This is a genomic window from Prevotella amnii DSM 23384 = JCM 14753, assembly GCF_000378745.1.
In the GTDB taxonomy this organism is placed as follows: domain Bacteria; phylum Bacteroidota; class Bacteroidia; order Bacteroidales; family Bacteroidaceae; genus Prevotella; species Prevotella amnii.
The window spans coordinates 98,924-124,617 of the sequence record NZ_KB905265.1 but is presented as its reverse complement, the minus strand read 5'-3'; the positions used below and the strand labels follow the sequence as shown (position 1 = coordinate 124,617).

Here is a 25,694-nt window from a genome sequence, read left to right as displayed (position 1 = left end):
TTTATGGAATCTTTTCTTATAGAAGGAGGTCATAGGTTAAGTGGAACCATTACACCTCAAGGCGCAAAAAATGAGGCTTTAGAAGTAATTAGTGCAATCCTCCTCACTAAAGAAGAGGTTATTATAGATAATGTTCCAGATATATTAGATGTAAATAACCTTATAAAGCTTTTACAAGAAATAGGAGTTAAGACTAAAAAGCTATCTTCTGGAAGGTTCTCTTTTCAAGCTGATGATATCAAGTTAGATTATTTAGAAAGCATAGAATTTGTACAAAAATGTGCTTCTCTTCGTGGTAGTGTGCTTATGTATGGCCCTTTGTTGGGACGTTTTGGGCTTGCTACAATAGCAAAACCTGGCGGAGATAAGATAGGTAGAAGGCGCTTAGATACTCATTTTATTGGGTTTAAAAATCTTGGAGCACATTTTGTTCATTTAGAAGGGAGAGATGTTTATGAAATAAAAGCAGAGCGGCTTCATGGTACTTATATGCTTCTTGATGAGGCTTCAATAACAGGTACTGCTAATATTATTATGGCAGCTGTTCTTGCAGAAGGCACTACTACTATTTATAATGCCGCATGCGAACCTTATATTCAGCAGCTTTGTAAAATGCTTAACAGTATGGGAGCTAAGATTTCAGGTATTGCGAGTAATCTGCTTACTATAGAAGGCGTGAAAGAACTACATGGAACAAGCCACAAAATACTGCCTGATATGATAGAAGTAGGTTCGTTTATTAGTATGGCTGTCATGGTGGGAGAAGGTATTAGGATAAAAGATACTTCGGTAGCAAATCTTGGTATTATGCTCGATATATTCAGAAGATTGGGTGTGCAAGTAATGGTAGATGGTGATGATCTTTTTATTCCTCGCCACGATCACTATGTTATAGACTCTTTCATAGACGGCTCTATTATGACTATTAGTGACGCTCCATGGCCAGGATTAAGTCCTGATCTTATTTCTGTTTTATTAGTTGTAGCTACGCAGGCTCAAGGAAGTGTGCTTTTTCATCAAAAAATGTTTGAAAGCAGACTGTTTTTTATTGATAAACTCATAGATATGGGGGCACAAATAATCTTATGCGATCCTCATCGTGCTGTAGTAATAGGGCATGATCACCAACGTACGTTGCGAGCAGGACGAATGTCTAGCCCTGATATTAGAGCAGGTATAGCTCTTTTAATTGCAGCCCTTTCAGCTCCAGGGATAAGTCGTATTGATAATATAGCACAAATAGATCGTGGCTATGAAGATATAGAAGAGCGTCTTAACGCATTAGGAGCTAAAATAACACGTGTGGCAAATAAGTAAGATTAAGCATAATATATATGATAAGACATGAAGACGTCTATAAAATAGGTTATTTAGGTAAGCCACATGGAGTGCATGGAGAAATGCAATTCATATTCAGTGATGATGTGTTTGATACTACTGATGCTGATTATTTGTTAATAGAATTAGATGGTATATTGGTGCCTTTCTTTATAGAAGAATATCGTTTCCGCTCAGAGCAGATGGCTCTTATAAAATTTGAGGATATTAATACAGAAGAAGAAGCACGTCGTCTTACGGGCAGCGTTGTACTGTTCCCAAGGAAAATAGCCGAAGAGAAATCTGAAAGTCTATCATTATCACAGATTGTAAATTACACTTTAATAGATAATAAGACGGGAAAGACGATAGGGAAAATAACAGGTATAGATGACAGTACAGTAAATACTCTCTTTGAGGTAACAACTTTAGGAGGTCAAGAACTGCTTATTCCTGCTAATAATAATCTATTTGAAAGTATTGATACTTCAAAAAAGATAATTAAAATGGTTATTCCTGAAGGATTATTAGATCTTTAGGATAAATATTATTATCAAGTTTTAGATAAAATAAAATTGTTATTTAGGATATAAAAATATATATGAAACAGCAAATCTGCATATTAGGTTCTACTGGAAGTATAGGTACTCAAGCTTTAGATGTAATAAGACAACATTCTGATCGTTATGAGGTATATGCTCTAACAGCTAATAATAGATGGGAAGATCTTGCTAAGCAAGCTCGAGAATTTCAGCCTGCAGCCGTAGTAATAGCAAATGAAAAGCATTACGAAGCATTAGTCGACTCTTTACGAGATATGCCTAATATAAAGGTATATGCTGGCAAAAAAGCTTTAAAAGAGATAGTAGAATCGGGCGAAATTAATATAGTTCTCACTGCTATGGTAGGGTATTCAGGTTTAGAACCTACTATTCATGCCATAAAAGCAAGAAAGAAAATATGTTTAGCTAATAAAGAAACACTTGTAGTAGCAGGAGAATTGATAGTAAAGTTAGCACAACAGTATCATGTGCCTATAATACCTGTAGACAGTGAACACAGTGCTATTTTTCAAAGTTTAGTAGGTGAAGGGGATAATGAAATAGAGAAAATTCTACTTACTTGTTCAGGTGGTCCTTTCCGATTATTTAGCAATGAACAACTAAAATATGTAACTGCAGATGACGCTCTTAAGCATCCTACATGGGAGATGGGTTCTAAAATTACTATTGATTCAGCTTCTTTAATGAATAAAGGTTTTGAGGTGATAGAAGCAAAATGGCTTTTTGGAATACCTGCAGATAAGATACAAGTATTAGTACATCCGCAAAGTATAGTACATAGTGCTGTCCAATTTATTGACGGTAGCGTTAAAGCACAGCTTGGAATGCCTGATATGCGTCTTCCTATACAGTATGCTTTTTCTTTTCCAGAGCGCATACGTCTTAATAGTGAGCGATTAAATCTGTTTGAAAAGCCACTTGAATTTTTCCCACCAGATGTTGAAAAGTTTAAATGTTTAGCAATGGCTTATTATGCTATCAATAAAGGAGGGAATATGCCATGTATACTAAATGCTGCAAATGAAATAGTAAATGAAGGGTTTAGGAAAGGAGTTTGCTCGTTCTTAGATATGGCTGATATCATTGAGAGAACAATGTTAAGAGTGTCCTTTGATGCTAACCCTGATTATAATGTTTATGTAAAAACAGATGAAGAAGCACGTAAAGTGGCACAAGACTTAATGCAACATTAATTAACAAATATAGTAATAATAAATAAACAAGCAAATATTTAATGGAAGTATTTTTGATAAAAGCACTCCAACTACTAATGGCTCTCTCGCTTTTAGTGTTACTTCATGAAGGAGGACATATGTTCTTTTCTAAACTTTTTGGAGTTAGAGTAGAGAAGTTTTATATGTTTTTCGATGTTTCTATTGGTAAATGGAGTGGTAAACTGTTTAAATTTAAACCTAAAAACAGTGATACAGAATATGGTATAGGCTGGTTACCATTTGGTGGATATTGTAAAATATCAGGAATGGTAGATGAAAGCATGGATACTGCACAGTTAGCAAAGAAGCCAGAGCACTGGGAGTTTCGCACTAAACCAGCTTGGCAACGGCTGCTAATCATGTTGGGTGGAGTGCTTGTTAATTTCTTTTTGGCACTTTTCATTTATACAATGATAATGTTTACATGGGGTGATACTTATTATAAGGTTTCTGATCTTTCTATGGGTATGAGCTTTAATGAGCAGGCTAAGGCGTTAGGCTTTAAAGATAAAGATGTGCTGATAGGTACTGATGAAGGAGCTTTTCGCGAATATGCTAATATGAATGGTGATTTCTTTCGTCAAATAGCACAAGCTAAGCGTGTGGATATTATCCGTAAAGGTAAAAAACTAAGCATATATCTACCAGGGAATCTTGATATGTTATCAATGGTAAAGGAGCGTCCGCTCTTTGCTGAGCCTTATATTCCTGCTCGTATAGACAGTGTAATGGCAGGTACTCCTGCAGCAAAAATAGGTATAAAAGCAGGCGATCATATCAAATCTTTTAATGGAAAACCTGTATACACTTGGTCGGATATAAACTATCAAACTTCTGTTTTGAATGATATAATGACAGTAAAGAATACACATAAAGATTCTTTAGTTGCTCGTAGAGTAGAATTGATAGTACAACACAAAGGTGTTGCAAAGTTAGATACTATAAAAATGTTACTAACGCCCGATTTAAAAATGGGTGTTTATCAGTCAAGCATTGCTTCATACTATAAGCCAACACATCAGGAATATGATTTTTGGGAAAGTATTCCTGCAGGTGTTAAGCATGGATTGAGTGTGTTAAAGGGGTATGTGTGTAACTTTAAGTATTTGGCTTCTGCTGATGGCGCAAAGAGCTTGGGAGGATTTGGCTCGATAGGTAGCCTTTTCCCTTCAGTCTTTGATTGGTATTTATTTTGGAATCTAACAGCATTCTTTAGTATCGTTCTTGCATTTATGAATATATTACCTATTCCAGCTTTAGATGGTGGACATGTAATGTTTCTTTTATATGAGATGATAACGCATCGTAAACCGTCAGAAAAATTTCTTATTTATGCTGAATATGTAGGCTTTGGTATCCTTATTCTACTTATGGTATGGGCTAATCTTAATGATATTCTACGATGGATAGGTGTTATGTAAGGAAGAAATAATAAAAAACATATAAGCGGCATTTACATTTTATAAGAAGTAAATGTCGCTTTTTCTTTATCTATTATAATTATAAATTTATGAAAAGTTATTCATCTAAAAGATCGGGTCTTAGTCTTTTAGTTCGCTCCATAGCTTGTTCAAACTCCCATTGCTTTATTTTAGCTTCATTACCACTGAGAAGTATATCAGGTACATCCCAGCCATTATAACTACGAGGTCGTGTGTATATAGGTGCTGATAACATGTTGTCTTGGAAGCAATCAGAAAGTGCACTTTGTTCATCGCTAATAGCACCGGGAAGGAGTCGTACAATAGCATCGGTAATAATGGCAGCAGGCAATTCTCCACCGGTAAGGACATAATCGCCAACAGATATTTCGCGTGTAATGAGATGATCCCTCACGCGTTGATCTACTCCCTTATAATGTCCAGCTAAAATTATGATATTTTCTTTTAAAGAGAGGTCGTTAGCCATTTTCTGATTAAATTGTTCCCCGTCTGGAGATGTGAAAATAATTTCGTCATACTTATGTTTTTCTTTTAAACTTGTTATGCAACGATATATAGGGTCTATTTGCATAACCATTCCTGCTTGTCCTCCAAAAGGGTAATCGTCTATACGCTTCCATTTGTCATTGCTATAATCGCGTAGGTTGTGTAAGGTAATTTTGGCTAAACCTTTCTTTTCAGCTCTGGCAAGAATGCTTTCATGTACAAAGCCCTCTATCATTTCTGGCAGTACTGTTATGATATCTATCCTCATTATTTAGTAAATTGTTTTTATCTTTGTTATTATTTTAATATTATGAAATAACCATAAAGCTATAAAATTGGTGATATATTTTCTATAAACATTTATCACAGCAGTTTTGCCATTTGTCTTGCTTAGATTATTTACAGACATTTTTTATGTGTTAAAGTATATTCTCTTTTGGAGCGTGCAGAGGTTTTCCTAAAAGTAAGGGCAAAAATAATAAGAAAAAGTGCAATATACAATAGAGAAAAGAGATATTTATGTAATTTTGTAGTATTACATAGCTAAAGAGAAGTATATAATGATTAAAGAATATCAGATAAGGGTTTTACCAGAGATAGGTTATAATGAGGCTAATTTAAAATCTTATCTTGCTAAAGAAGAGGGGTTTGTTTTAGAGGATATTAGTGCAGTACGTATATTAAAGAGGTCTATAGATGCTCGTCACAGAAATATATATGTTAATCTTAATATTCGTGTATATGTACATGAAAAGCCAGACGATGAGGCTTATTTGCATATAGATTATAAAGATGTTAGTAAAGCTCCTAAGGTTATTGTGGTAGGAGAAGGTCCTGCCGGTCTTTTTGCTTCTCTGCGTTTAATAGAGTTAGGTTTATGTCCTATAGTGTTAGAACGTGGGAAGAATGTGCGTGAGCGCAAGATAGATTTAGCGCAGATATCGAGGAGTCAGGAGGTAAATGGCGAGTCAAATTATTGTTATGGTGAGGGTGGAGCTGGAGCTTATTCAGATGGAAAACTTTATACTCGTAGTAAGAAGCGTGGTTCAGTAGAAAAAATATTAAATGTCTTTTGTCAGCATGGAGCAAGCACTTCTATTCTTTCAGATGCTCATCCTCATATAGGTACAGATAAATTACCTCATGTAATAGAAAACATGCGTAATACTATTCTTAGATGTGGTGGTGAAGTACGTTTCCAAACAAAAATGATAAGCTTTATTACAGAGGGAGATGTTATAAAGGGTGTAAAGGCTGTTGAGCAGAAAAGAGAGAGTGATACTTGTGGGGAGTTAGAATTTTTCGGACCTGTAATATTAGCAACAGGCCATTCTGCACGTGATGTTTATCGTTATATGGCACAGGTTAAAGGAGATATAGAAGCTAAGGGCTTAGCAATAGGTGTTCGTTTGGAGCATCCTTCTCATTTAATAGATGAGATACAATATCATAACAAGGAAGGGCGTGGAAAGTATTTACCTGCAGCTGAATATTCTTTTGTAACTCAAGTAAAAGGCAGAGGGGTATATTCTTTTTGTATGTGTCCTGGCGGCTTTGTAATACCTTCGGCTACTGGTGCAGAACAAGTAGTAACTAATGGTATGAGTCCTGCTAATCGTGGCACACGATGGTCTAATGCAGGAATGGTAGTACAGATTAATCCTGAGGATATAGATGGTGATGATGTTTTAAGGTTGCTTTCTTATCAAGAAGAGTTGGAGCGCAATACATGGCAGCAAGGCGGACGATCTCAGGTAGCTCCAGCACAGCGTATGGCAGACTTTGTAAATAATCGTTTATCGTATGACTTGCCAAAGTCGAGTTATGCGCCAGGTTTACTTTCAAGTCCACTTCATTTTTGGATACCAAAGTTTATATCAGAACGCTTGCAGATGGCATTTCGTCTTTTTGGAAAAAATGCATCTGGCTTTCTTACTAATGAAGCGGTGTTAATAGCTTCAGAAACAAGAACGAGTGCTCCGGTGCGTATTTTGCGTAATCGTGAGTCGCTTATGCATATACGTTTAAGAGGACTTTTTCCCTGTGGAGAAGGTGCAGGTTATGCAGGTGGTATTGTTAGTGCAGGTATAGATGGTGAAAGATGCGCAGAAAGTGTTGCGGATTATTTAGGTAGACTCGGTTTATGATAGCTTATAAAACTTATTATAAAGGGTTTTTATAAAAATTCTTAGCGTTTTTTTTTAGATATATGTATAAATATAGTCTTTTATTTTTTTCTGTTTTATTAGTTTTTACAAGTTGTAATATTAGGAAAAGTGTAGATAAAGCAGATGTTAATAGTGGTGATACTTTAAGGTTAGAGTATGCTAAAAACATAGTAATAGTAAAGTATTCTGACTATACAAAGGTAGAAATTCTTAATCCTTGGAAAGAAAAGTCTATATTACATACTTACTTTTTATCTGATCATTATCTTAAGAAAGATTTAAGTGGTAAGGCAGACTTCCTTTTGGTTCCTTTAAAGCGTAGTGTGATATTTACAACAGTGCATGCTAATTTGTTAGAAATGCTTAAATGCCAAAACGCTATAGTAGGGGTAACAGATCTTAAATATATGTTGATACCCGATGTTCAAAAGCGTGCTAACATGAAAGAGGGTGCTATAGGTAAGATTGTTAATTGTGGGGAATCTATGAAGCCTAATATTGAAAAAATTATAATGCTTAAGCCACAAGCAATTTTTGTATCACCTTTTGAAAATAGCGGCAGCTATGGAATGTTGGGAAAGACAGGTTTGCCTTTGATAGAATGTGCTGAATATATGGAGAGTTCAGCGTTAGGTAGGGCAGAGTGGATGAAGTTTTATGGTATGCTCTTTGATAAGGAAAAAGAGAGTGACTCTTTATTTAATGTTGTAAAGAATAATTATTGGCGATTACATAGTTTGGCAAAAAGGAGTAAAGTGTCTCGTAGCATATTACCAGACCGTAAGGTGGGAGCTGTGTGGTATATCCCTGGCGGAGAGAGTAGTATAGGAAGGCTTTATAAAGATGCTATAGGTAAGTATGCTTATAGTAATGATAAGCATAGCGGTAGTTTGGCTTTACCTATAGAAACTGTCTTTTCTAAATTTAGCAAGTCTGATTTTTGGGTTTTATCTTATGTTGGCAATCTTTCTCTTAATACGTTATTAGAGGAGTGTCCTTATTATAAATATTTTCATCCTTATAAGGTTGCGGAGGTGTATGGTTGTAAAGTAGATAAAACTCCTTATTTTGAAGAGGTTAGCTGGCGACCCGACTGGCTTTTGCAAGACTTCATTCAGCTCTTTCACCCAGATCTTAAGATAGCTCCTTTGCGATACTATAGACGTGTTTCTGTTAACAAAAGTATGTAATGAGTAAGCGTTATATAGTAGTTATTACATTGTTATTAATAGGTATAATGATAATGTTTTGCCTTAATCTTAGCGTGGGAGCTGTTGATATACCTTTTTCTGCGGTTGTAGATATATTGAAGGGGGGAAAGGTGGAAAATGATAGCTGGCGTTTTATAGTGTTAGAAAGCAGGTTCCCACAGGCAGTAACAGCTTTGTTATGTGGAGGTGTTTTAGCTATTAATGGATTGATATTGCAAACAGTTTTTAGTAATCCTTTGGCTGGTCCTGATGTTTTTGGTATTAATGGTGGTGCAGCTTTGGGTGTTGCTTTAGTGATGTTATTTTTAGGAGGTACTTTTTCTTTTTATAGCTTTTCCTTTACAGGATTTTTAGCTATTTTGTTAGCAGCGTTTTTAGGAGCTATGTTTGTTACTATCCTTATATCTGCGTTGTCCCATCTTGTACATAGTAATACGATGTTGTTAATAGTAGGTATTATGGTAGGGTATATGTCTTCTTCTATAGTTTCTCTGTTCAACTTTTTTTCTTCATCAAACGAAGTAAAAAACTATATGATATGGGGGTTAGGCGATTTTGGTGGAGTCTCTTTTGAGATGTTATTACCTTTTTCGGTACTTTGCTTATTAGGTGTTTTTATATCTTTGCTTTTTATAAAACCATTGAATATATTATCGTTAGGAACTTTATATGCTGAGAGTTTAGGCGTAAATACTACTAAAATGCGAACTCTTCTGCTTATATTGACAGGTCTGCTAACATCTATCACAACATCTTTTTGTGGTCCTATCTTATTCTTAGGTTTGGCTGTTCCACATATTGCAAAATTGATATTAAAGTCGGAACATCAACCAAAGCTATTTCCTGTAACACTGTTAAGTGGTTCTTTTATTGCCTTATTATGTAATTTGCTATGTTCTCTTCCAAGAGAGGGAGGTATGTTACCCTTAAATGTTGTAACGCCTATAGTTGGTGCCCCTGTCATTATATATGTATTGATAAGGAAAAGGAAATAAATTATAGCAAAGATATGATGTTTAAGAAGATAATAGCATATATATTGTTGTGGGAAAAGAGCACATTTGTTAGAACAAAGGGATAGTTTCACGAATAAAAATAAATTATTTTTCATACATTTTTAAATTATTTTTATAGTAAAAATAATCTATTTTTCTTTCTTAAACATCATTTATCATTATGTAAAGTATAATGTTTTACCTTTTTATATCATATCTATTATAGTTGTTATCATAAGAATATGTGTTATTATGCTGCTTATAAGGTGAAGCATTCAGCTTTTTTTTAGTAGTAGGGTCTTTATTATTCAAATTTAAATGATAGTGTTAAGTTTGGTATAGTGTTGTTATGTTATAAAATGAATTTATATTATAATTTAGGTAAATATCCTTATAAATAACGATTGTGTAAACTTTCAGTTAGGAGTAACTTTGCAGCGTAAAAAACAAAAATAAAAGCATTATGTTTAATTCTCTGTTACTATTATCTTTGATGCTTGGTAATTACCAAGGAGTGGAAAAAGACACAATTACTAATACTTACAAGATGAAGGAAGTCTTAGTGGCAGATTTCAAGCGCAACAAGCGTAATCTTACTCCTATATCAGTATCAAGCATTAACTCTAATCAGATTAATGGGCAAGGTATTACAAGCTTAAAAGAGCTTTCAGGAGTTGTTCCTAATTTTTTTATGCCAGATTATGGCTCTCGTGCTAATACTCCTATATACGTTAGAGGTATAGGTGTGAAGGCTAAAGGCTCTGCCGTAGGTTTTTATGTAGATGGTATTCCTCACTTTGAAGCATCTGCATTTGATATTGATATGAGTGATGTTGCCGGTGTAGAGGTATATCGTGGCCCTCAAGGCACTCTTTATGGGCGTAATGCTATAGGGGGTATTATTAATGTTTATACACATAATCCTATAGATTACCAGCACACACGTTTTTCTTTAGGGTATGGTAAGTATAATGATGTTGTGGCTCAGGGGTCTACTTATCAGCGTTTTTCTAACAGCTTTGGAGTATCTTCAGCTATATCTTATCATCATAATGACGGTATGTTTAAAAATGAGTATTTAGGTAAAAATGCAGATGATATTAACGAGGTGGAAGGTAAGATAGGGCTTTATTGGCGTCCTGCTAACAGATGGTTGCTTCATCTTAATTCCACTCTTAGCTATAGCGATCAAGGTGGGTATCCATATTCATTGTATGATGTTAAAGCAAATAAGGTAGCACCGGTTAGTTATAATCGTTATAGCAGCTTTAGACGTTTAATATCATCTACAGGTTTTAATGCACGGTATAGCGATAATAAAATAAGTTTTAATAGTCAGACATCATATCAGTTTATTAAGACGCATTTAGGTATTGATCAAGATTTTACACCGAAAGATCTTCTCTTTGTTGTAAATAACTTTCGCCAAAATATGGTATCGCAGGAGTTTACGCTAAAATCGAACGATCAGCGTCGTTACCAGTGGATAGTGGGTATGTTTGGAATGTTAGATTATACTGATCAGTTTGTACAAGTAAATGTCTTTAATAAGAAAGTAGCTACTCCTACTTCTTATAAGACTCCTATTACAACCTTTGCTATATATCATCAAAGCTCGTATAATATTTGGCGTGGACTGTCGGCTACTGTTGGTTTGCGTTTTGACTATGAACATTCAAAGATTGATTATAACAAAGACTTGCTCAATTTAGCTATGGATAAAAGTATGAACGTATTAAATTATACTGATAAGGCAAGTTTTACACAGTTTACCCCAAAGGTTGCTATTCAATATACTACTAAAGAGCATAATTTATATTATGGAAGTATTACCCGTGGTTATAAGCCCGGTGGGTATAATGTGAGTTTAAAGACAGAAGCTGACCGCTCGTATGGTCCAGAGTATAGCTGGAACTACGAGACAGGTGCCAGATTAAACTTTCTACAAGGTAAGTTAACAGCAGAAGCATCGCTTTTCTATATCGATTGGAGAGATATGCAAACTACTTATCAAATACCAGGTATTGGCAATAAAGTGCTTAATGCAGGGCATACTAATAGCAAGGGATTTGAAATAGGGTTAGGTTATCATCCTGTTAAGGACTTAGACTTTACAATAAACTATGGTTTTACGCATGCAACGTATTTAGATTATAAGATGAATGATAATGCAGATTATTCTCATAACTATCTACCAATGGTTCCTAACCATACCTTATCTATAAATAACAGCTATACTATAAAAAATGCAGGCTGGTTTGATATGATAAGATTAAATGCAGGTGTAACAGGTTTAGGACGTATATATTGGACAGATGATAACGCTGTTTATCAAAATTTCTATGCTACGCTTAATACTAAGGTTAGTTTTACTAAAGGTATTTTTACATGGACTCTTTGGGGTAAGAACCTTACTAATACAGATTATATAGCTTATGGCTTTAAGTATGGTGGAAACTATGTACAGCAAGGCAAACCCCTTAGTTTTGGAACTTCATTAAGTGTTGATTTTTGATTTTATATAAAGAACAATGATTGAGTAAACCAGTATGAATAAGACTAATAAATCTTTTTCATTAATTACTTTTTTTTGCTTGTATATAGCGCAAATGGTGCCTTCGTCTTTTCTGATGACTGCATTACAAGTAATAATGCGTGAAGGTCATTATAGTCTTACTACTATTGGATTACTTAATCTCGTTCGATTGCCATGGCTTTTAAAGCTATTTTGGTCGCCACTTATAGATAGGAATTGCATAACAATAGCACATTATAAGCGTACTATCATAATAACGGAGAGCGTCTATGCTTTAGCACTTGTTATAACAAGTCTGGTTAATGTGCAAAGTAACCTATTACTGATTCTTATACTTGTTTTTATATCATTATTAGCTTCTGCTACTCAAGACATAGCTACCGATGCTTTAGCTATTATAACATCTGTAAAAAGAGAGCGTAGTATGTTAAATAGTATGCAGTCTATGGGTAGTTTTGGAGGAGCTTTGTTAGGATCGGGAGTATTACTTATAGTCTTAAAAAATTATGGTTGGCTAACTGTTGTATTATGTTTAGCCTTCTTTGTTATTATAATGCTTATACCTTTATTATTAAATAAAGGAATGAAAGCTAAGACCCCTAAACCTTCTCAGAAAGCTACGTTTGGAGATATTCTTTACTTCTTCTCTTCTATGGATAATTGGCGGCAAGTAGGTTTTTTGTTGCTTTATTATATGGGGCTTATAGGTATTATATCTATGTTAAGACCATATATGGTAGATTGTGGTTATGATATTAAGCAAATAGGATTTTATATAGGTGTTTTAGGTACGTTTTGTTCGTTTGTTATGGCTTTTGTTGCAGGTTTTATAATTAAGTATATAGGCATTTTATATACTCGTTTTATAGTGGCACTTGCTATTTGCTTAGCACCTGTTTATTTTTTTATTATCAACTTGCTTCCCTTTAATCATATAGCTCTTATAATAGGTATCGTGTATGTTCAGATATGTTATGGTCTGGCTACAGTAGTGGTATATACATCTGCAATGCAATGTGTGCGGCATGGTCGTGAAGGTACAGACTTTACTATTCAGATTGTTATTACACATCTCTCTGGTATAATCATAGCAGCAGTGGCAGGTTTTGTGGCACATCACTTAAATTATAGTGGTTTGTTTGCTGTCGAAATATTTATTTCTGTTCTAAGTGTACTATATATACTTAGATTTTTTAAAAACAAAACAAAATACCATATAATATAATGGAGAATAATAAAAGAGAGCGTGAAGCTGTTGTTATAGGAGCAGGACTTACAGGTCTAACTTGTGCTATGCATCTAAAGGGTTTAGGTGTTGATGTAGAAGTGTTAGAGAAAGAAAATTATATAGGTGGCTTAATGCAAACGGAGGTAGTTGATGGGTTTACCTTTGAAAAAGGTCCAAGTTCGGGTACAGTGAAATATCCTGAAGTGGCAGAGCTGTTTGATGATTTAGGGGATAGTAGTTCTTTCGAATCTTCTTTTGCGTCCTCTAAGTGTAGATTGATATGGAAGGATAATAATTTTCATGCGCTCCCATCAGGATTGTTAAGTGCTGTCAAGACGCCACTTTTTAGTATGAGAGATAAGTTTAGGATTTTAGGAGAGCCGTGGCGAAGTAAAGGGACTGACCCTAATGAGAGTATAGGAAGTATGGCAGAACGAAGACTTGGGAAGTCGTTTGTAGACTATGCTGTAGATCCTTTTATTTCAGGCGTATATGCAGGAAACCCTTATTCTCTTCCTACCAGATTAGCATTACCAAAGCTTTATAATCTTGAGCAACAATATGGAAGTTTTATTAAAGGTAGTATACATCTTGCAAGAAAAGGTAAAACAGCGCGTGAGAAGCGGGCTACCAATGAGATTTTTTCTACTAAAGGAGGTTTTCATACATTAATAAGTTCTCTTGGCAAGAGTATAGGCTCAGATAATATCACACTAGGTTGTGATAATATTACAATAAACTTTAATAATGGAAAATATATAATATCATGCAATGAAGAGCAAATAATAACAAATAATCTTATAACGGCTTGTCCGTCATATGCTTTGCCGTCATTATTAAAGTTTGTGCCAAAAGCCCAATTAGACACACTTGATAATCTTTATTATGCTCCTATTATAGAAATAGGGGTAGGAATAAAGAATACTGGCAATGTTAAGTGGAACGCCTTTGGAGGTTTAGTCCCTTCTTGTGAGAAAAAAGATGTATTGGGTATTCTTATGCCTTCAGCATGTTTTAGTAATCGTTCGCCAAAAGGTGGAGCTACATACGCTTTTTTTATAGGTGGTGCTATACATCCGGAATATCTTGATAAGACTGATGCTCAGCTGGAAGAGTTGGTAAACAAATCGCTTCACGTAATGTTAGGTTATCCTAAGGGTACTTCTGCTGATGTAATTCGTATTTATCGTCATAAGCATGCCATTCCTCAGTATACGCTATCTACGGATGCTCGCTTGTCTACCATTGATGCTCTTCAGTATAAATACAAAGGTTTACATATAGCAGGAAACCTAAAAGACGGAATAGGCATGGGGGATAGAATAAAGCAAGCAGTAGATGTGGCAGAAAATGTTGCGAAGTATTGTAAGTAAGATGTAAAAGTTATAGCAACTTTATATTGATATTAAGGTGAAAAGTAGTATATTTGCAAATAGATATATTATAAGTTAGTGTTTTATCCTTAAAAAGAAGCAATCTAAAGTAATAGCTATATGGTAAAAAGATATATAGAAGAGAATGAGGCAAGAATGCTTGAAGAGCTATTCAGTCTTATTCGTATTCCAAGTGTAAGTGCGCAGCCTGCTCATAAAGAGGATATGGTAAAATGTGCTAACCGTTGGAAAGAGCTGCTTTTAGAAGCAGGTGTAGATAAGGCGGAGGTTATGCCTTCAAAAGGTAATCCTATGGTTTACGCAGAGAGGATAGTAGATCCTGAAGCTAAAACGATATTAGTTTATGGTCATTATGATGTAATGCCAGCAGAGCCTTTTGAGCTTTGGAGAACAGAGCCTTTTGAGCCAGTTATTAAAGATGGTCATATTTGGGCGCGTGGTGCAGATGATGATAAAGGGCAGTCTTTTATCCAGGCTAAGGCTTTTGAATATCTCAACAAGCATGATTTGTTGAAACATAACATGAAATTTATCTTTGAAGGGGAAGAGGAAATAGGTTCTGCCAGTCTTGGACCTTTTATAGAAGAGCATAAAGAGTTATTGAAATGTGACATTATTCTTGTTTCAGATACAACCTTAATAGGTGCTGACGTTCCTTCTATAACGACTGGTTTGCGTGGCTTGTCTTATTGGCAAATAGAAGTAACAGGTCCTGATCATGATCTTCATTCAGGAACCTTTGGAGGTGCTGTGGCTAATCCTGCAAATGTTCTTTGTAAACTAATAGGCGATGTTACTGGCCCTGATGGAAAAATACGTTTCCCTGGTTTTTATGATGACGTAGAAGAGGCTTCAGAAGAAGAGCGCAGTCTTGTAGCATCTATACCTTTTGATGAGGAGAAATATAAGAAATCTATTGGCGTTAAGGATATTTTTGGTGAAGAAGGATATAGCACTATAGAGCGTACAGGCTATCGTCCTTCATTTGATGTATGTGGTCTTTGGAGCGGTTATCAAGGCGAAGGTGCAAAAACTGTAATTCCTTCAAAAGCATATGCGAAAATTTCTTCACGTCTTGTGCCAAAGCAAGATTATAAAAAGATAGGGCAATTAGTAGTAGATTATTTTAATAAGGTGGCTCCTAAGACTGTTCATGTAAAAGTAGAAATGTTACATGGGGGGTATGGATATGTTTGTCCTATTGATATTCCTGCATATAAAGCAGCAGAAAGAGGTTTTGAAAAAGTTTTTGGGAAACGTCCTTTGCCTGTTCGTATTGGTGGAAGTATTCCTATAATCTCTACTTTTGAAAAAACTCTTGGTACTAAAAGCATTTTAATGGGCTTTGGATTAGAGTCTAATGCTATCCATTCTCCAAACGAAAATATGCCAATAGCTCTTTGGAAAAAAGGTATAGAGACTGTTATTAATTTCCATTTAGAATACGATAAAGAAGAATAATTTCAAATATTTTACTAACTAAAGCATATCTTGCTAATATAAAAGAAAGAGCAAGGTATGCTCTTTTTAAAATTTATAATAAATGAAAGAAAAGTTGTTACATTCTTTTTTAAAAGTAGGAAACTTTATTCTTGAAGAGCTTCCTTTTATAGTGATCTTTGTTTTTTGTATGTGTCTTAATACATTAAAAGATTCTATTTTAAATTGGGGGGGGGTGTTGTAATTTAAAATATTATAGCATTTCTTTTTTGCTATCTGTTATTTTTTCTTGCGCAACGAGAAAAAATATTTTTTTAAAAACCATCTTCTATTTTATAACTGTATTCTTTTTTGCTGTATATATGTTCCTTTGGTTGGTTTTTGGAACTTCAATATCTCCGCTTATAGTTCAGCTTATTGTAGAAACTAATGGGAGAGAGTCTTCTGAGTTTTTTACTGCTTTTGTTTTTTCCAAAGGAGCTATAATAACTTATGTGTCTGTTATAGTATTAATAACTATAATTGTGTTTTTTGAAAGACTATGGAAAAAGATAAGAGAAAAAAAATGGTTAAAAAGAAAGTTTTTGGTATTTATATTTGGTATTATTTCTGTGTTTTTGCTTATAGCAGGAATATTCAGCTCCAAACTATATTATACGTTGTATAAATGTCAAACTTATGCAGATTTAGAAAGTTGGGTAATAGAAAACATTCCATTTCCAATGGATTCGTTTACATCGACTGCTTATTCTATTCATGCTTTAGAAGCAACTAAAAATGAAATAAAAATAGCAGTAAATTTAACCAAAGATATTTATCGTCAGCCAGTAACTGATGAAGTAAACGATTCTATAAATATTATTTATGTACTTGGAGAATCTTTTATAAAGTCGCATGCATCTCTTTATGGATATAAGCTAAAAACTACTCCTTTTATGGATACAGAAGAGCATAAAGGTAATCTTGTGGCTTTCAGTGATGTTGTGGCTCCATTTAATTCTACAACACTAGTGGAGAAAAACACATTTTGTTGTAATAGTTTGAGTGATGGCGAAGAATGGTATCAAACGCCCTATTTTCCTATTCTATTTAAGAAGGCAGGTTATAAGGTCTTGATGTGGGACATCCAAAGAGATTTTTTGAAAAATGCTTTTTTTACTTTTTCTGTTAATTCGTTTATGTATAATAGAGAGTTGCAAAAGTATGCATATACATACGCATTTGATAAAAGTTTTTTATATGATGAAGACTTGGTTAATGATTTCTTTAAAAAAGGAGAAAGCATGATGGGAAAGAAAAATCTTATTATTTTTCATTTGTTTGGGCAACATATAGATGCAAGTGAAAGGTACCCACATGGCAAAAAGTTTTCAAAGTTTTCTTATAAAGATATAAAGCGTAGTGAAAGCTATTTGACAAAAGATAAAAAGCAAGATATTGCAGAATATGATAATGCTACTTTTTATAATGATTATGTTATTAAGAAGATAGCAGAAAAATATGCTAATAAAAATACGATTATGATTTATTTCTCAGATCACGGAGAAGAAATATACGATTACAGGGATTCAAAAGGAAGAAATGCAGGAGGTAGCGGCGTTACTCCTAATTTATTGAAATATCAATACGAGGTGCCTTTTGTTATATGGTATTCAAATTCATTTAAGAAAAAATATCCTAAATTAGTTAAAGAAATACGAGCTTCAAAGGATAAACCTTTTATGACAGATAATGTTTGTCAGATTCTATTCCATATAGTAGGAATGAAAACAAAATGGTATAAAGCAGATAGGGATTTGATAAGTCCAAGTTATGTTGCAAGAAAACGAATCATAGCAGATAAAGATTATGATAAATATGTAAAAAATAGGTAATATAGCTATGTGAGGGGTTTATTAAATTATAATTTTGCACTTAAAGTAAAAAAACAAAAAGGAACGTTAATAGTTTAAAATAGAGTTTAATGCCTAATAATTAATATATTTTTTCGATTTTATTAATTATCTTTGCATTGAATATGATAGAAGTTAAGGTTAAAGAAGCAGATATAAAGAAGGCTGTAAATGAAGGTGTAGATGCCTTTGTTGCAGTATTTGTGAAAAGTATAAAGGAAGCCATTGGAGGAGAGCTGACAAAAGAAGCTATGATGCAGTTGAATTCTGATCAAGTAACATTATTAGCTTGGGATTATTTGCATAAAGAAGTCTCTGTTGGAGGATATGTTCAGTTGATCTATAATGGTTTCGGAGCTTTTATTTTTCGCAATCCGTTTGCTGTAGCTATGCGTAATTGGGGCATAAGGGATTTATATACTCATATAAAGCATGCTAAAAAGTTTTATGACAAATATCATGAGCAGATAGAGCGTGAAATGAGTGATAATGACTTTATGGCTCTGTTTGAACAAATGCCAGAGTTTGATGAGTTTGATGATGAGTTTGTTATAAATGAGGAGCATTGGATGGAGTGTGTTGCAGCTTATATAGATGACCATATTTATGAATTTGCAAAAATAGAAAAAGATGAATAACGAAAAGCAATCAAAAAAGCGTAAGGTATCAGTGCAGATTCGTAATAAGAAAGCTTCTTTTGAATATTTCTTTGTAGATACATATACTGCTGGAATAGTGCTTACGGGTACGGAGATAAAATCTATTCGGGCGGGTAAGGCTTCATTAGTGGATGCTTTTTGCGTTATAAATAAAGGTGAGATGTGGGTACAAGGTATGAACATCTCGCCTTATTTTTATGGGTCGTATGCTAATCATGAAGCTAAACGTCCGAGGAAATTACTATTGAACAAAAAAGAAATTAGGGCTTTAGAATCTGATTCGCAGGCACCTGGCTACACTATTATTCCAACACTTGTATTTATAGATGATAATGGGCGTGCAAAAATAAAAATTGCACTGGCAAAAGGTAAGAAAGAATATGATAAACGTCAAGTTTTAAAGGCGAAAGAAGATAAAAGAGAAATGGACAGAGTGCGTAAGCGCTATTAACAAAAAAGGAGGAGGAATTGTTGATAAGTTGGAAGTTCATGTTATTATGATAGTAAGAAAATAGTTATAAGTAAGGACTCTCAATATTTAGTTCCCTCTGCTCTTAAATAAAAAGATGTTATGCAATTAAAAAAGAAGAGATGGCATTGCCTATCAGGTCAAAAGCCAACAGAAATGGATCTAAAAATAATGGAGTTAGAAAAAAGAGGAAAGTTAGTACCTACTCGTAATTTGATTAGAACTCCAGAAGAGATAGAAGGTATTCGTCGTGCAGGTGTAGTGAATACAGGTTGTTTAGATGCTTGTGAGGCAGCTATAAGACCTGGTATAAGTACACAGGATATAGACGATATATGTGCGCAGTATTGTAAGGATCATAATGCAATATCAGCAACTCTTGGTTATGAAGGATTCCCTAAAAGTGTCTGCACAAGTATTAATGAGGTGGTATGTCATGGCATACCAAAGAAAGAAGATATATTAGTGGAGGGTGATATTATAAATGTAGATATGACAGTAATTGTAGATGGTTACTATGCTGATGCTAGTCGTATGTTTATAGTAGGTGGAAAGACTACTCCGGAAAAAGAGCAACTTGTGCGTGTAACGAAAGAATGTCTTGATATAGGTGCTGCAGCAGCTAAGCCTTATGGCTTTGTAGGTGATATAGGCGCAGCTATTCAAAAGCATGCAGAAAAGTATGGCTATGGTGTTGTGCGTGATTTATGTGGACATGGTGTTGGATTAGAATTTCATACAGAGCCAGAGGTGTTACATTTTGGTCATCGTGGTACTGGTATGGTATTAGTTCCGGGAATGGTATTTACCATAGAGCCTATGATTAATATGGGAACATGGAAAGTGTTTCTTGATGCTGATGATCCTTATGGTTGGGAAATTATTACAGGTGATGAAAAGCCATCAGCACAATGGGAGCATACTTTTTTAATGACAGAAAACGGCTTGGAAATTCTTACATATTAAGTATAAATTAAGGAGTTTTATCTTATGATAAACTTTAAATAGTTTTATTGAAATGGATAACGATGATATTTATATATTAGCTATAGAAAGTAGTTGTGATGATACAAGTGCAGCAGTTTTACATAATGAAGTTATTTGTAGTAATGTAACAGCATCACAACAAGTGCATAAAGATTATGGAGGGGTAGTTCCAGAGCTTGCCTCAAGAGCGCACCAACAGAATATAGTGCCAGTAGTAGATCAAGCAATTAAGCGTGCAGGTATTACTAAGGAGCAATTATCTGCCATTGCTTTTACTCGAGGGCCAGGTTTGATGGGAAGCTTATTGGTAGGTGTAAGTTTTGCTAAAGGATTTGCAAGGTCATTAGGAATACCTTTGATAGAGGTTAATCATTTACAAGGTCATGTAATGGCGCATTTTATAAAAGAAAATGAGGAAGATAATAATCAGCCTCCATTTCCTTTTATATGCCTTTTAGTATCTGGAGGAAATTCGCAGATAGTAAAGGTAAATGCTTATAATGATATGGAAGTATTGGGGCAGACTATAGATGACGCTGCAGGAGAGGCTATTGATAAATGTTCAAAGGTAATGGGGCTTGGTTATCCTGGTGGTCCTATTATAGATAAATTAGCTCGTAAAGGAGACCCGCTAACTTATAAGTTTGCAGAGCCTAATGTTACTGGATATGATTATTCGTTTTCGGGTTTGAAAACATCTTTTCTTTATAGTATGCGTAAGTGGATAAAAGAAGATCCTGATTTCATAGATCATCATAAAGAAGACATAGCAGCAAGTTTGGAGCATACTATCGTAGATATTTTAATGAAAAAATTGCGTAGAGCAGTTAAAGATACTGGTATAAAGCATGTTGCAGTTGCTGGTGGAGTATCAGCTAATAACGGTTTGCGTAATGCTTTTGGGGAACATGCTAAAAAGTATGGTTGGATAACTTATATTCCTAAATTTAGTTATACCACAGATAATGCTGCGATGATAGCAATGGTGGGTGTATTTAAATATAGAGACAAAAAGTTTGCCTCAATAGATATTCCAGCATTTAGCAAGGTTACGTTTGAATAAAAAGTTTTTTATTATATAAACAAATATTTTTGAAACAAGTAGGTTTTATATAGGAGTAATAGAATCTTGTTTTAATTTTATATTTTTGAAAATATGGATTTTGAAAGTAAAGTTATATCTCGCCAAATAGGTGATCTGCTCTATTCGTCGGGTCTGACAATAGGAGCAGCAGAAAGTTGTACAGGTGGTAGAATTAGTGAAGCAATGATAGCTATTCCAGGGGCATCTGATTACTTTAAAGGTTCTATAATAGCATATACTAATGAGGTGAAAGAATTACTTCTGAATGTTTCTCATGATGTTATAGATGAGCAAACTGCTGTTTGTGAGGAAGTTGCAAAACAAATGGCATTAGGAGTGATAGAGGCTTTAGATGTTAATTTTGCAATAGCATCAACAGGTATAGCAGGGCCTGGAGGAGGTTCTTTGACTATTCCTGTAGGTACTATATGGATAGCATATGGAAGTAAAAATGATATTCGTACATTTAAATTGGAAGAAGATTTTGGACGTGATATTAATTTAGCTATAGCTACAAATAAATCAATGCGTTTGATGTTAGAATTTTTACAGGAAAAAGAAATTAGAGAAGAATAAAGACAAAAAATCTTAATAAGTATAATTAAAAGGAAATATACCTTTGTATATATGAATATTTTTTTGTAATTTTGCACACTGTTTGGAATAGGTATCAATTAACGAATTACAAAACTAAAGATAGAAATGTCTAAGATTTGTCAGATTACAGGTAAGAAGGCACAAATAGGTAATAATGTGTCTCACTCAAAGCATCGCACAAAGCGTAGTTTTGATGTCAACCTATTCAGTAAGAAATTCTACTATGTAGAAGAGGATTGCTGGATTTCTTTGAAGATTAGTGCGGCTGGTCTTCGTTTAATAAATAAGGTAGGTCTTGACGCTGCTCTAAAAAAAGCTGTAGCTAAGGGTTTCGTTGACTGGAAAGAAATTAAGGTTATAGGAGACTAATATAATGGCAAAGAAAGCTAAAGGTAATAGAGTCCAAGTAATCTTGGAATGTACAGAAATGAAAGAGAGCGGAATGGCTGGTACAAGTCGTTACGTTACTACTAAAAATCGTAAAAATACTCCAGAACGTTTAGAGCTTAAAAAGTATAATCCTATATTAAAGAAGATGACTCTTCATAAGGAAATTAAGTAGGCGGTTCTGTAAAAAAAGTATTAAGTTAATAGTAAAATAAGCAGACAATGGCAAAGAAAGCGGTTGCTACCCTCCATGAAGGTTCTTCGGATGGTCGCGCATATACAAAAGTAATTAAGATGGTTAAAAGCCCAAAAACAGGTGCTTATGTTTTTGATGAACAGATGGTTCCTAATGAGGCTGTGAAAGATTTTTTCAAGAAATAAGTTCTTGTTATAAAATATAAATAAAAAGAGAGTGTATTGCGATATTAGCAATGCACTTTCTTTATATGGTTACGTTCAAGAATAATTTATTAAATTAATAAAAACATTCAAAGAAATCAAATATTATAATATATTATTAATGAATTATGTTTTTCTATAGTATACGTGATTTAATAAGGTTTTTATAATATTTAAAGTAGAGGGGATAAACTGAATTTTTATAAGTATAGGTGGGTTTAGATTGTAAGAATATGTTAAAGAAAAAAATATTATTTATATGTTTAGGTAATATATGTCGTTCACCTGCTGCTCATGCTATTATGCAGAAAATGGTAGATGATGAGAGATTATCTGATAAATATGAGATAGATTCTGCAGGTATAGGAGATTGGCATTTAGGAGAGTTGCCAGATAAGCGTATGAGAGAACGAGGGGCTAAGCAAGGTTATAAGATAACTCATCTCGCAAGGCAGTTTAATGCTGCTACGGATTTTGCTCATTTTGATATTATTATTGTTATGGATGAAAAAAATTATAGCAATATAATATCTCAAGCTAAAAATAATATTTACAAATCAAAGGTAAAGTGTATAGCAGAATACTTTGTAAAGTTTAAGGGTTATAAAGAAGTGCCAGACCCATATTATGGAGGAATTGAAGAATTTGACAAAGCGCTTGACTTAATTAAAGATGGGTGCGAAGGGATCTTAAATAATTTGAAATAACTAATTTTTAGTAGTTAATTATATGTAGTATATAAAACCTAAATAAAATAAAAGTTGTAGGTTAGTTAAGAATTTAGAGATTTATGCTTATCTTTGCAAAATAATTATATTTAAGTATATCAATTATTTAAGCAATGGATAATATTGATTTTACCAAACAACTCAAAAATACCATAGATGAGTTGTCTTCAGAAAAGTCTTTAGAAGGTCTTTTCCATGAGCACAAAGATGGAGATCCATTGCCTTCTGCACGAGATTTAGAGGAGATAGTTAAGTTAATAAGGTCTATTTTGCTTCCAGGCTTTTTTGGCAATTCTATAGTCCATTTACATACAGTACAATATCAGATAGGAGTAGATGTTGAGCGTTTACATAAGTTGCTTAGTAGACAAATATTAGCAGGTCTATGTTTTATAAAAGACTGTAAATGTGAAAATGATGCTTATATGCGTATTTGTATGCAAGAAGAATCTGAAATTATATCAGTTAGGATAATAGAAAAACTTCCTATGTTGCGCAAAATTCTTTCTACAGATATTAAGGCATCTTATGATGGTGATCCTGCAGCAATGAGTTGGGGAGAAATTATTTCTTGTTATCCTGTGATTAAGGCTTTGACAAATTATCGTTTTGCGCATGAGTTACAAATAGAAAAAGTTCCTCTTATACCACGTTTAATAACAGAAATGGCACATTCGGAAACGGGTATTGATATTCATCCTTCTGCAATTATTGGTACACATTTTACAATTGATCATGGGACAGGTGTAGTAATAGGTTCAACATGTGTAATAGGTAATAATGTAAAACTTTATCAGGGTGTTACCCTTGGGGCAAAAAGTTTTCCGCTTGATAAAAAGGGTAATCCTATAAAAGGTATGTTGCGACATCCTATATTAGAAGATAGGGTAATAGTATATGCCAATGCAACTATTCTAGGGCGTGTTACAATAGGTCATGATAGTATTGTTGGTGCAAATGTTTGGGTTACATCTGATATGAAACCTTATTCTAAAAAGTATAAACAAAATAAAATAGATATTTTAGACATCGATTTCTATAATGGAGAAGGAATTTGAATTGATAGCCAAGACTTTTATGGGACTTGAGCAGGTTCTTGCACAGGAGCTTATACAGTTAGGAGCTAATAATGTGCAAATAGGTCGTCGTGTTGTAACTTTTACAGGAGATAAGGAAATAATGTATAGGGCCAATTTCCAATTACACACGGCTATTCGTATACTTAAACCTATTATACACTTCAAGGCTACTAGTGCAGATGATATGTATAATGAAGTTAGTAAGATAGATTGGGATAAATATATAGAAAAAGGAAAAACTTTTTCGGTGGATTCTGTTGTTTATTCTGATGAGTTTACTAATTCACGTTTTGTTACTTATAAAGTTAAAGATGCTATTGTTGATCAAATTCGTGAACGTACTGGGCTTCGTCCAAATATATCTGTAACAAATCCAGATATTCGTTTAAATATTCATATATCAGGTTTTGATGCTACTCTTTCTTTAGATTCGAGTGGAGAATCTCTTCATCGACGAGGGTATAGACAAGAAAGTGTAGAAGCTCCATTAAACGAAGTGTTAGCAGCAGGATTGATTTTGATGACAGGTTGGAGAGGAGAATCAGATTTTATTGACCCGATGTGTGGGTCGGGAACTTTGCCTATCGAAGCAGCCTTAATAGCTTGTAATATATCGCCAGGAGTATATCGTAAGGAATTCGCTTTTGAAAAATGGTCAGATTTTGATCAAGATCTTTTTGATAAAATCTATAATGACGATTCTTTAGAACGTGAGTTTGAACATCATATCTATGGCTATGATATAGATATGAAATGTGTAAATATAGCAAAACATAATATTTCTGCTGCAGGTTTATCAAAGCATATTAGTATAAAACAGCAAGATTTTAAGGATTTTAAAAGCCCAGAAAATAAGAGTATTATAATAATGAATCCTCCATATGGAGAGCGAATTTCTACACCAAATCTACTTGGAACATATAAGACAATAGGCGAGAGTTTAAAGCATAATTTTATAGGTAATGATGCTTGGATACTTTCTTATCGAGAGGAATGTTTTCGTCAAATATGTTTGAAGCCTAGTATTAAGATTCCTTTATATAATGGTTCGCTGGAATGTGAGTTTAGGCGTTATCAAATGTTTGATGGTAAGATGAAGGTTTTCCGCAAAGAAGGTGGTGTTATAAAAACTGAAGATGAAAAGCGTGAAATGGCGCAACAACATCGGTTTAAGAAAGAACGTAATTTCAAAAAGCGTCTTACTGAAAGCGAACAGAATGCGGAAGGAGATATTCGTTCATTTATATTTCATAGCTTAGAACCTAAGGTAAAAAAGAATAATCGTAAACGTAGTTCTAATAATGTTAGAAGTATAGATGACAATTATGCCAAATTTGCTGAAGATGAGAATATATATGTTAGAAAACGATTTGATAAAAATAAAAAGCGTGGAGGCTTTCGTGGTAAAAAATATTAAAA

At 33.9% G+C, this 25,694-nt stretch carries 24 protein-coding genes; 23 read left to right on the top strand and 1 reads right to left on the bottom strand.

Going from position 1 to position 25,694, the window contains the following annotated elements; translation table 11 throughout:
- The first annotated feature begins 3 nt into the window (after positions 1-3).
- The 4 genes from murA to rseP all read left to right on the top strand — a co-directional run bounded on the left by murA (position 4) and on the right by rseP (position 4,515).
- A complete protein-coding gene (gene murA / locus F596_RS0100670; protein WP_008447017.1) occupies positions 4-1,317 on the top strand; it encodes a UDP-N-acetylglucosamine 1-carboxyvinyltransferase in 1,314 nt (437 codons plus the stop codon).
- A 17-nt stretch (positions 1,318-1,334) separates the two neighbouring features.
- A complete protein-coding gene (rimM, locus tag F596_RS0100665) occupies positions 1,335-1,856 on the top strand; it encodes a ribosome maturation factor RimM (protein WP_019035465.1) in 522 nt (173 codons plus the stop codon).
- 62 nt (positions 1,857-1,918) lie between these two features.
- On the top strand, positions 1,919-3,073 hold the full coding sequence (locus F596_RS0100660; protein WP_008447025.1) for a 1-deoxy-D-xylulose-5-phosphate reductoisomerase: 1,155 nt from the start codon (positions 1,919-1,921) through the stop codon (positions 3,071-3,073).
- 41 nt (positions 3,074-3,114) lie between these two features.
- Entirely contained in the window at positions 3,115-4,515 is a 1,401-nt protein-coding gene (rseP, locus tag F596_RS0100655; protein WP_019035464.1) for an RIP metalloprotease RseP, read from the top strand.
- A 97-nt stretch (positions 4,516-4,612) separates the two neighbouring features.
- Here rseP and trmD read toward each other — a convergent pair whose 3' ends face one another.
- On the bottom strand, positions 4,613-5,290 hold the full coding sequence (trmD, locus tag F596_RS0100650) for a tRNA (guanosine(37)-N1)-methyltransferase TrmD (RefSeq protein ID WP_019035463.1): 678 nt from the start codon (positions 5,288-5,290) through the stop codon (positions 4,613-4,615).
- 292 nt (positions 5,291-5,582) lie between these two features.
- On the opposite strand from trmD, the gene F596_RS0100645 reads away from it, so the two are divergent.
- The 19 genes from F596_RS0100645 to F596_RS0100550 all read left to right on the top strand — a co-directional run bounded on the left by F596_RS0100645 (position 5,583) and on the right by F596_RS0100550 (position 25,692).
- Positions 5,583-7,169, top strand: a complete 1,587-nt coding sequence (locus F596_RS0100645) for an NAD(P)/FAD-dependent oxidoreductase (RefSeq protein ID WP_019035462.1) — start codon at positions 5,583-5,585, stop codon at positions 7,167-7,169.
- 62 nt (positions 7,170-7,231) lie between these two features.
- Entirely contained in the window at positions 7,232-8,380 is a 1,149-nt protein-coding gene (locus F596_RS0100640; protein WP_019035461.1) for an ABC transporter substrate-binding protein, read from the top strand.
- Positions 8,380-9,396, top strand: coding sequence for a FecCD family ABC transporter permease (locus F596_RS0100635; protein ID WP_019035460.1), 1,017 nt, complete (start codon positions 8,380-8,382; stop codon positions 9,394-9,396). Before F596_RS0100640 ends, F596_RS0100635 begins: the two co-directional genes overlap by 1 nt.
- A gap of 463 nt (positions 9,397-9,859) precedes the next feature.
- On the top strand, positions 9,860-11,911 hold the full coding sequence (locus tag F596_RS0100630; protein ID WP_019035459.1) for a TonB-dependent receptor: 2,052 nt from the start codon (positions 9,860-9,862) through the stop codon (positions 11,909-11,911).
- 34 nt (positions 11,912-11,945) lie between these two features.
- Entirely contained in the window at positions 11,946-13,157 is a 1,212-nt protein-coding gene (locus F596_RS0100625) for an MFS transporter (RefSeq protein ID WP_024992569.1), read from the top strand.
- Positions 13,157-14,533, top strand: coding sequence for a protoporphyrinogen oxidase (gene hemG, locus F596_RS0100620; protein WP_019035457.1), 1,377 nt, complete (start codon positions 13,157-13,159; stop codon positions 14,531-14,533). Before F596_RS0100625 ends, hemG begins: the two co-directional genes overlap by 1 nt.
- Before the next feature lie 120 nt (positions 14,534-14,653).
- Complete coding sequence (locus F596_RS0100615; RefSeq protein WP_019035456.1) at positions 14,654-16,015, top strand: dipeptidase; 1,362 nt, start codon at positions 14,654-14,656, stop codon at positions 16,013-16,015.
- 701 nt (positions 16,016-16,716) lie between these two features.
- Positions 16,717-17,868, top strand: a complete 1,152-nt coding sequence (locus tag F596_RS0100605) for a phosphoethanolamine transferase (RefSeq protein ID WP_248621388.1) — start codon at positions 16,717-16,719, stop codon at positions 17,866-17,868.
- Positions 17,869-18,011: 143 nt separating this feature from the next.
- Positions 18,012-18,524, top strand: a complete 513-nt coding sequence (locus tag F596_RS0100600) for a DMP19 family protein (protein ID WP_008447126.1) — start codon at positions 18,012-18,014, stop codon at positions 18,522-18,524.
- On the top strand, positions 18,517-18,996 hold the full coding sequence (gene smpB, locus F596_RS0100595) for an SsrA-binding protein SmpB (RefSeq protein WP_008447066.1): 480 nt from the start codon (positions 18,517-18,519) through the stop codon (positions 18,994-18,996). Before F596_RS0100600 ends, smpB begins: the two co-directional genes overlap by 8 nt.
- Before the next feature lie 120 nt (positions 18,997-19,116).
- Positions 19,117-19,980: a type I methionyl aminopeptidase gene (map, locus tag F596_RS0100590; protein ID WP_008447049.1), complete on the top strand. Its 864-nt coding sequence runs from the start codon at positions 19,117-19,119 to the stop codon at positions 19,978-19,980.
- Positions 19,981-20,032: 52 nt separating this feature from the next.
- Positions 20,033-21,064, top strand: a complete 1,032-nt coding sequence (gene tsaD, locus F596_RS0100585; RefSeq protein WP_019035452.1) for a tRNA (adenosine(37)-N6)-threonylcarbamoyltransferase complex transferase subunit TsaD — start codon at positions 20,033-20,035, stop codon at positions 21,062-21,064.
- Between the two features lie 93 nt (positions 21,065-21,157).
- Positions 21,158-21,661 carry a CinA family protein gene (locus F596_RS0100580; RefSeq protein WP_008447019.1) on the top strand — a complete coding sequence of 168 codons (504 nt, stop codon included), beginning with the start codon at positions 21,158-21,160 and terminating at the stop codon, positions 21,659-21,661.
- Between the two features lie 126 nt (positions 21,662-21,787).
- Positions 21,788-22,051, top strand: a complete 264-nt coding sequence (gene rpmB, locus F596_RS0100575) for a 50S ribosomal protein L28 (protein WP_008447076.1) — start codon at positions 21,788-21,790, stop codon at positions 22,049-22,051.
- A 4-nt stretch (positions 22,052-22,055) separates the two neighbouring features.
- The gene (rpmG, locus tag F596_RS0100570; protein ID WP_004337830.1) at positions 22,056-22,244 is read left to right on the top strand and encodes a 50S ribosomal protein L33; all 189 of its coding nucleotides are present in this window, start codon (positions 22,056-22,058) and stop codon (positions 22,242-22,244) included.
- A gap of 47 nt (positions 22,245-22,291) precedes the next feature.
- Entirely contained in the window at positions 22,292-22,450 is a 159-nt protein-coding gene (locus tag F596_RS11375; protein ID WP_008447137.1) for a DUF4295 domain-containing protein, read from the top strand.
- A gap of 251 nt (positions 22,451-22,701) precedes the next feature.
- Entirely contained in the window at positions 22,702-23,175 is a 474-nt protein-coding gene (locus F596_RS0100560; protein ID WP_019035451.1) for a low molecular weight protein-tyrosine-phosphatase, read from the top strand.
- A 134-nt stretch (positions 23,176-23,309) separates the two neighbouring features.
- Positions 23,310-24,254 carry a serine O-acetyltransferase gene (locus F596_RS0100555; RefSeq protein ID WP_019035450.1) on the top strand — a complete coding sequence of 315 codons (945 nt, stop codon included), beginning with the start codon at positions 23,310-23,312 and terminating at the stop codon, positions 24,252-24,254.
- Complete coding sequence (locus F596_RS0100550; RefSeq protein ID WP_019035449.1) at positions 24,238-25,692, top strand: THUMP domain-containing class I SAM-dependent RNA methyltransferase; 1,455 nt, start codon at positions 24,238-24,240, stop codon at positions 25,690-25,692. Before F596_RS0100555 ends, F596_RS0100550 begins: the two co-directional genes overlap by 17 nt.
- Positions 25,693-25,694 lie beyond the last annotated feature (2 nt).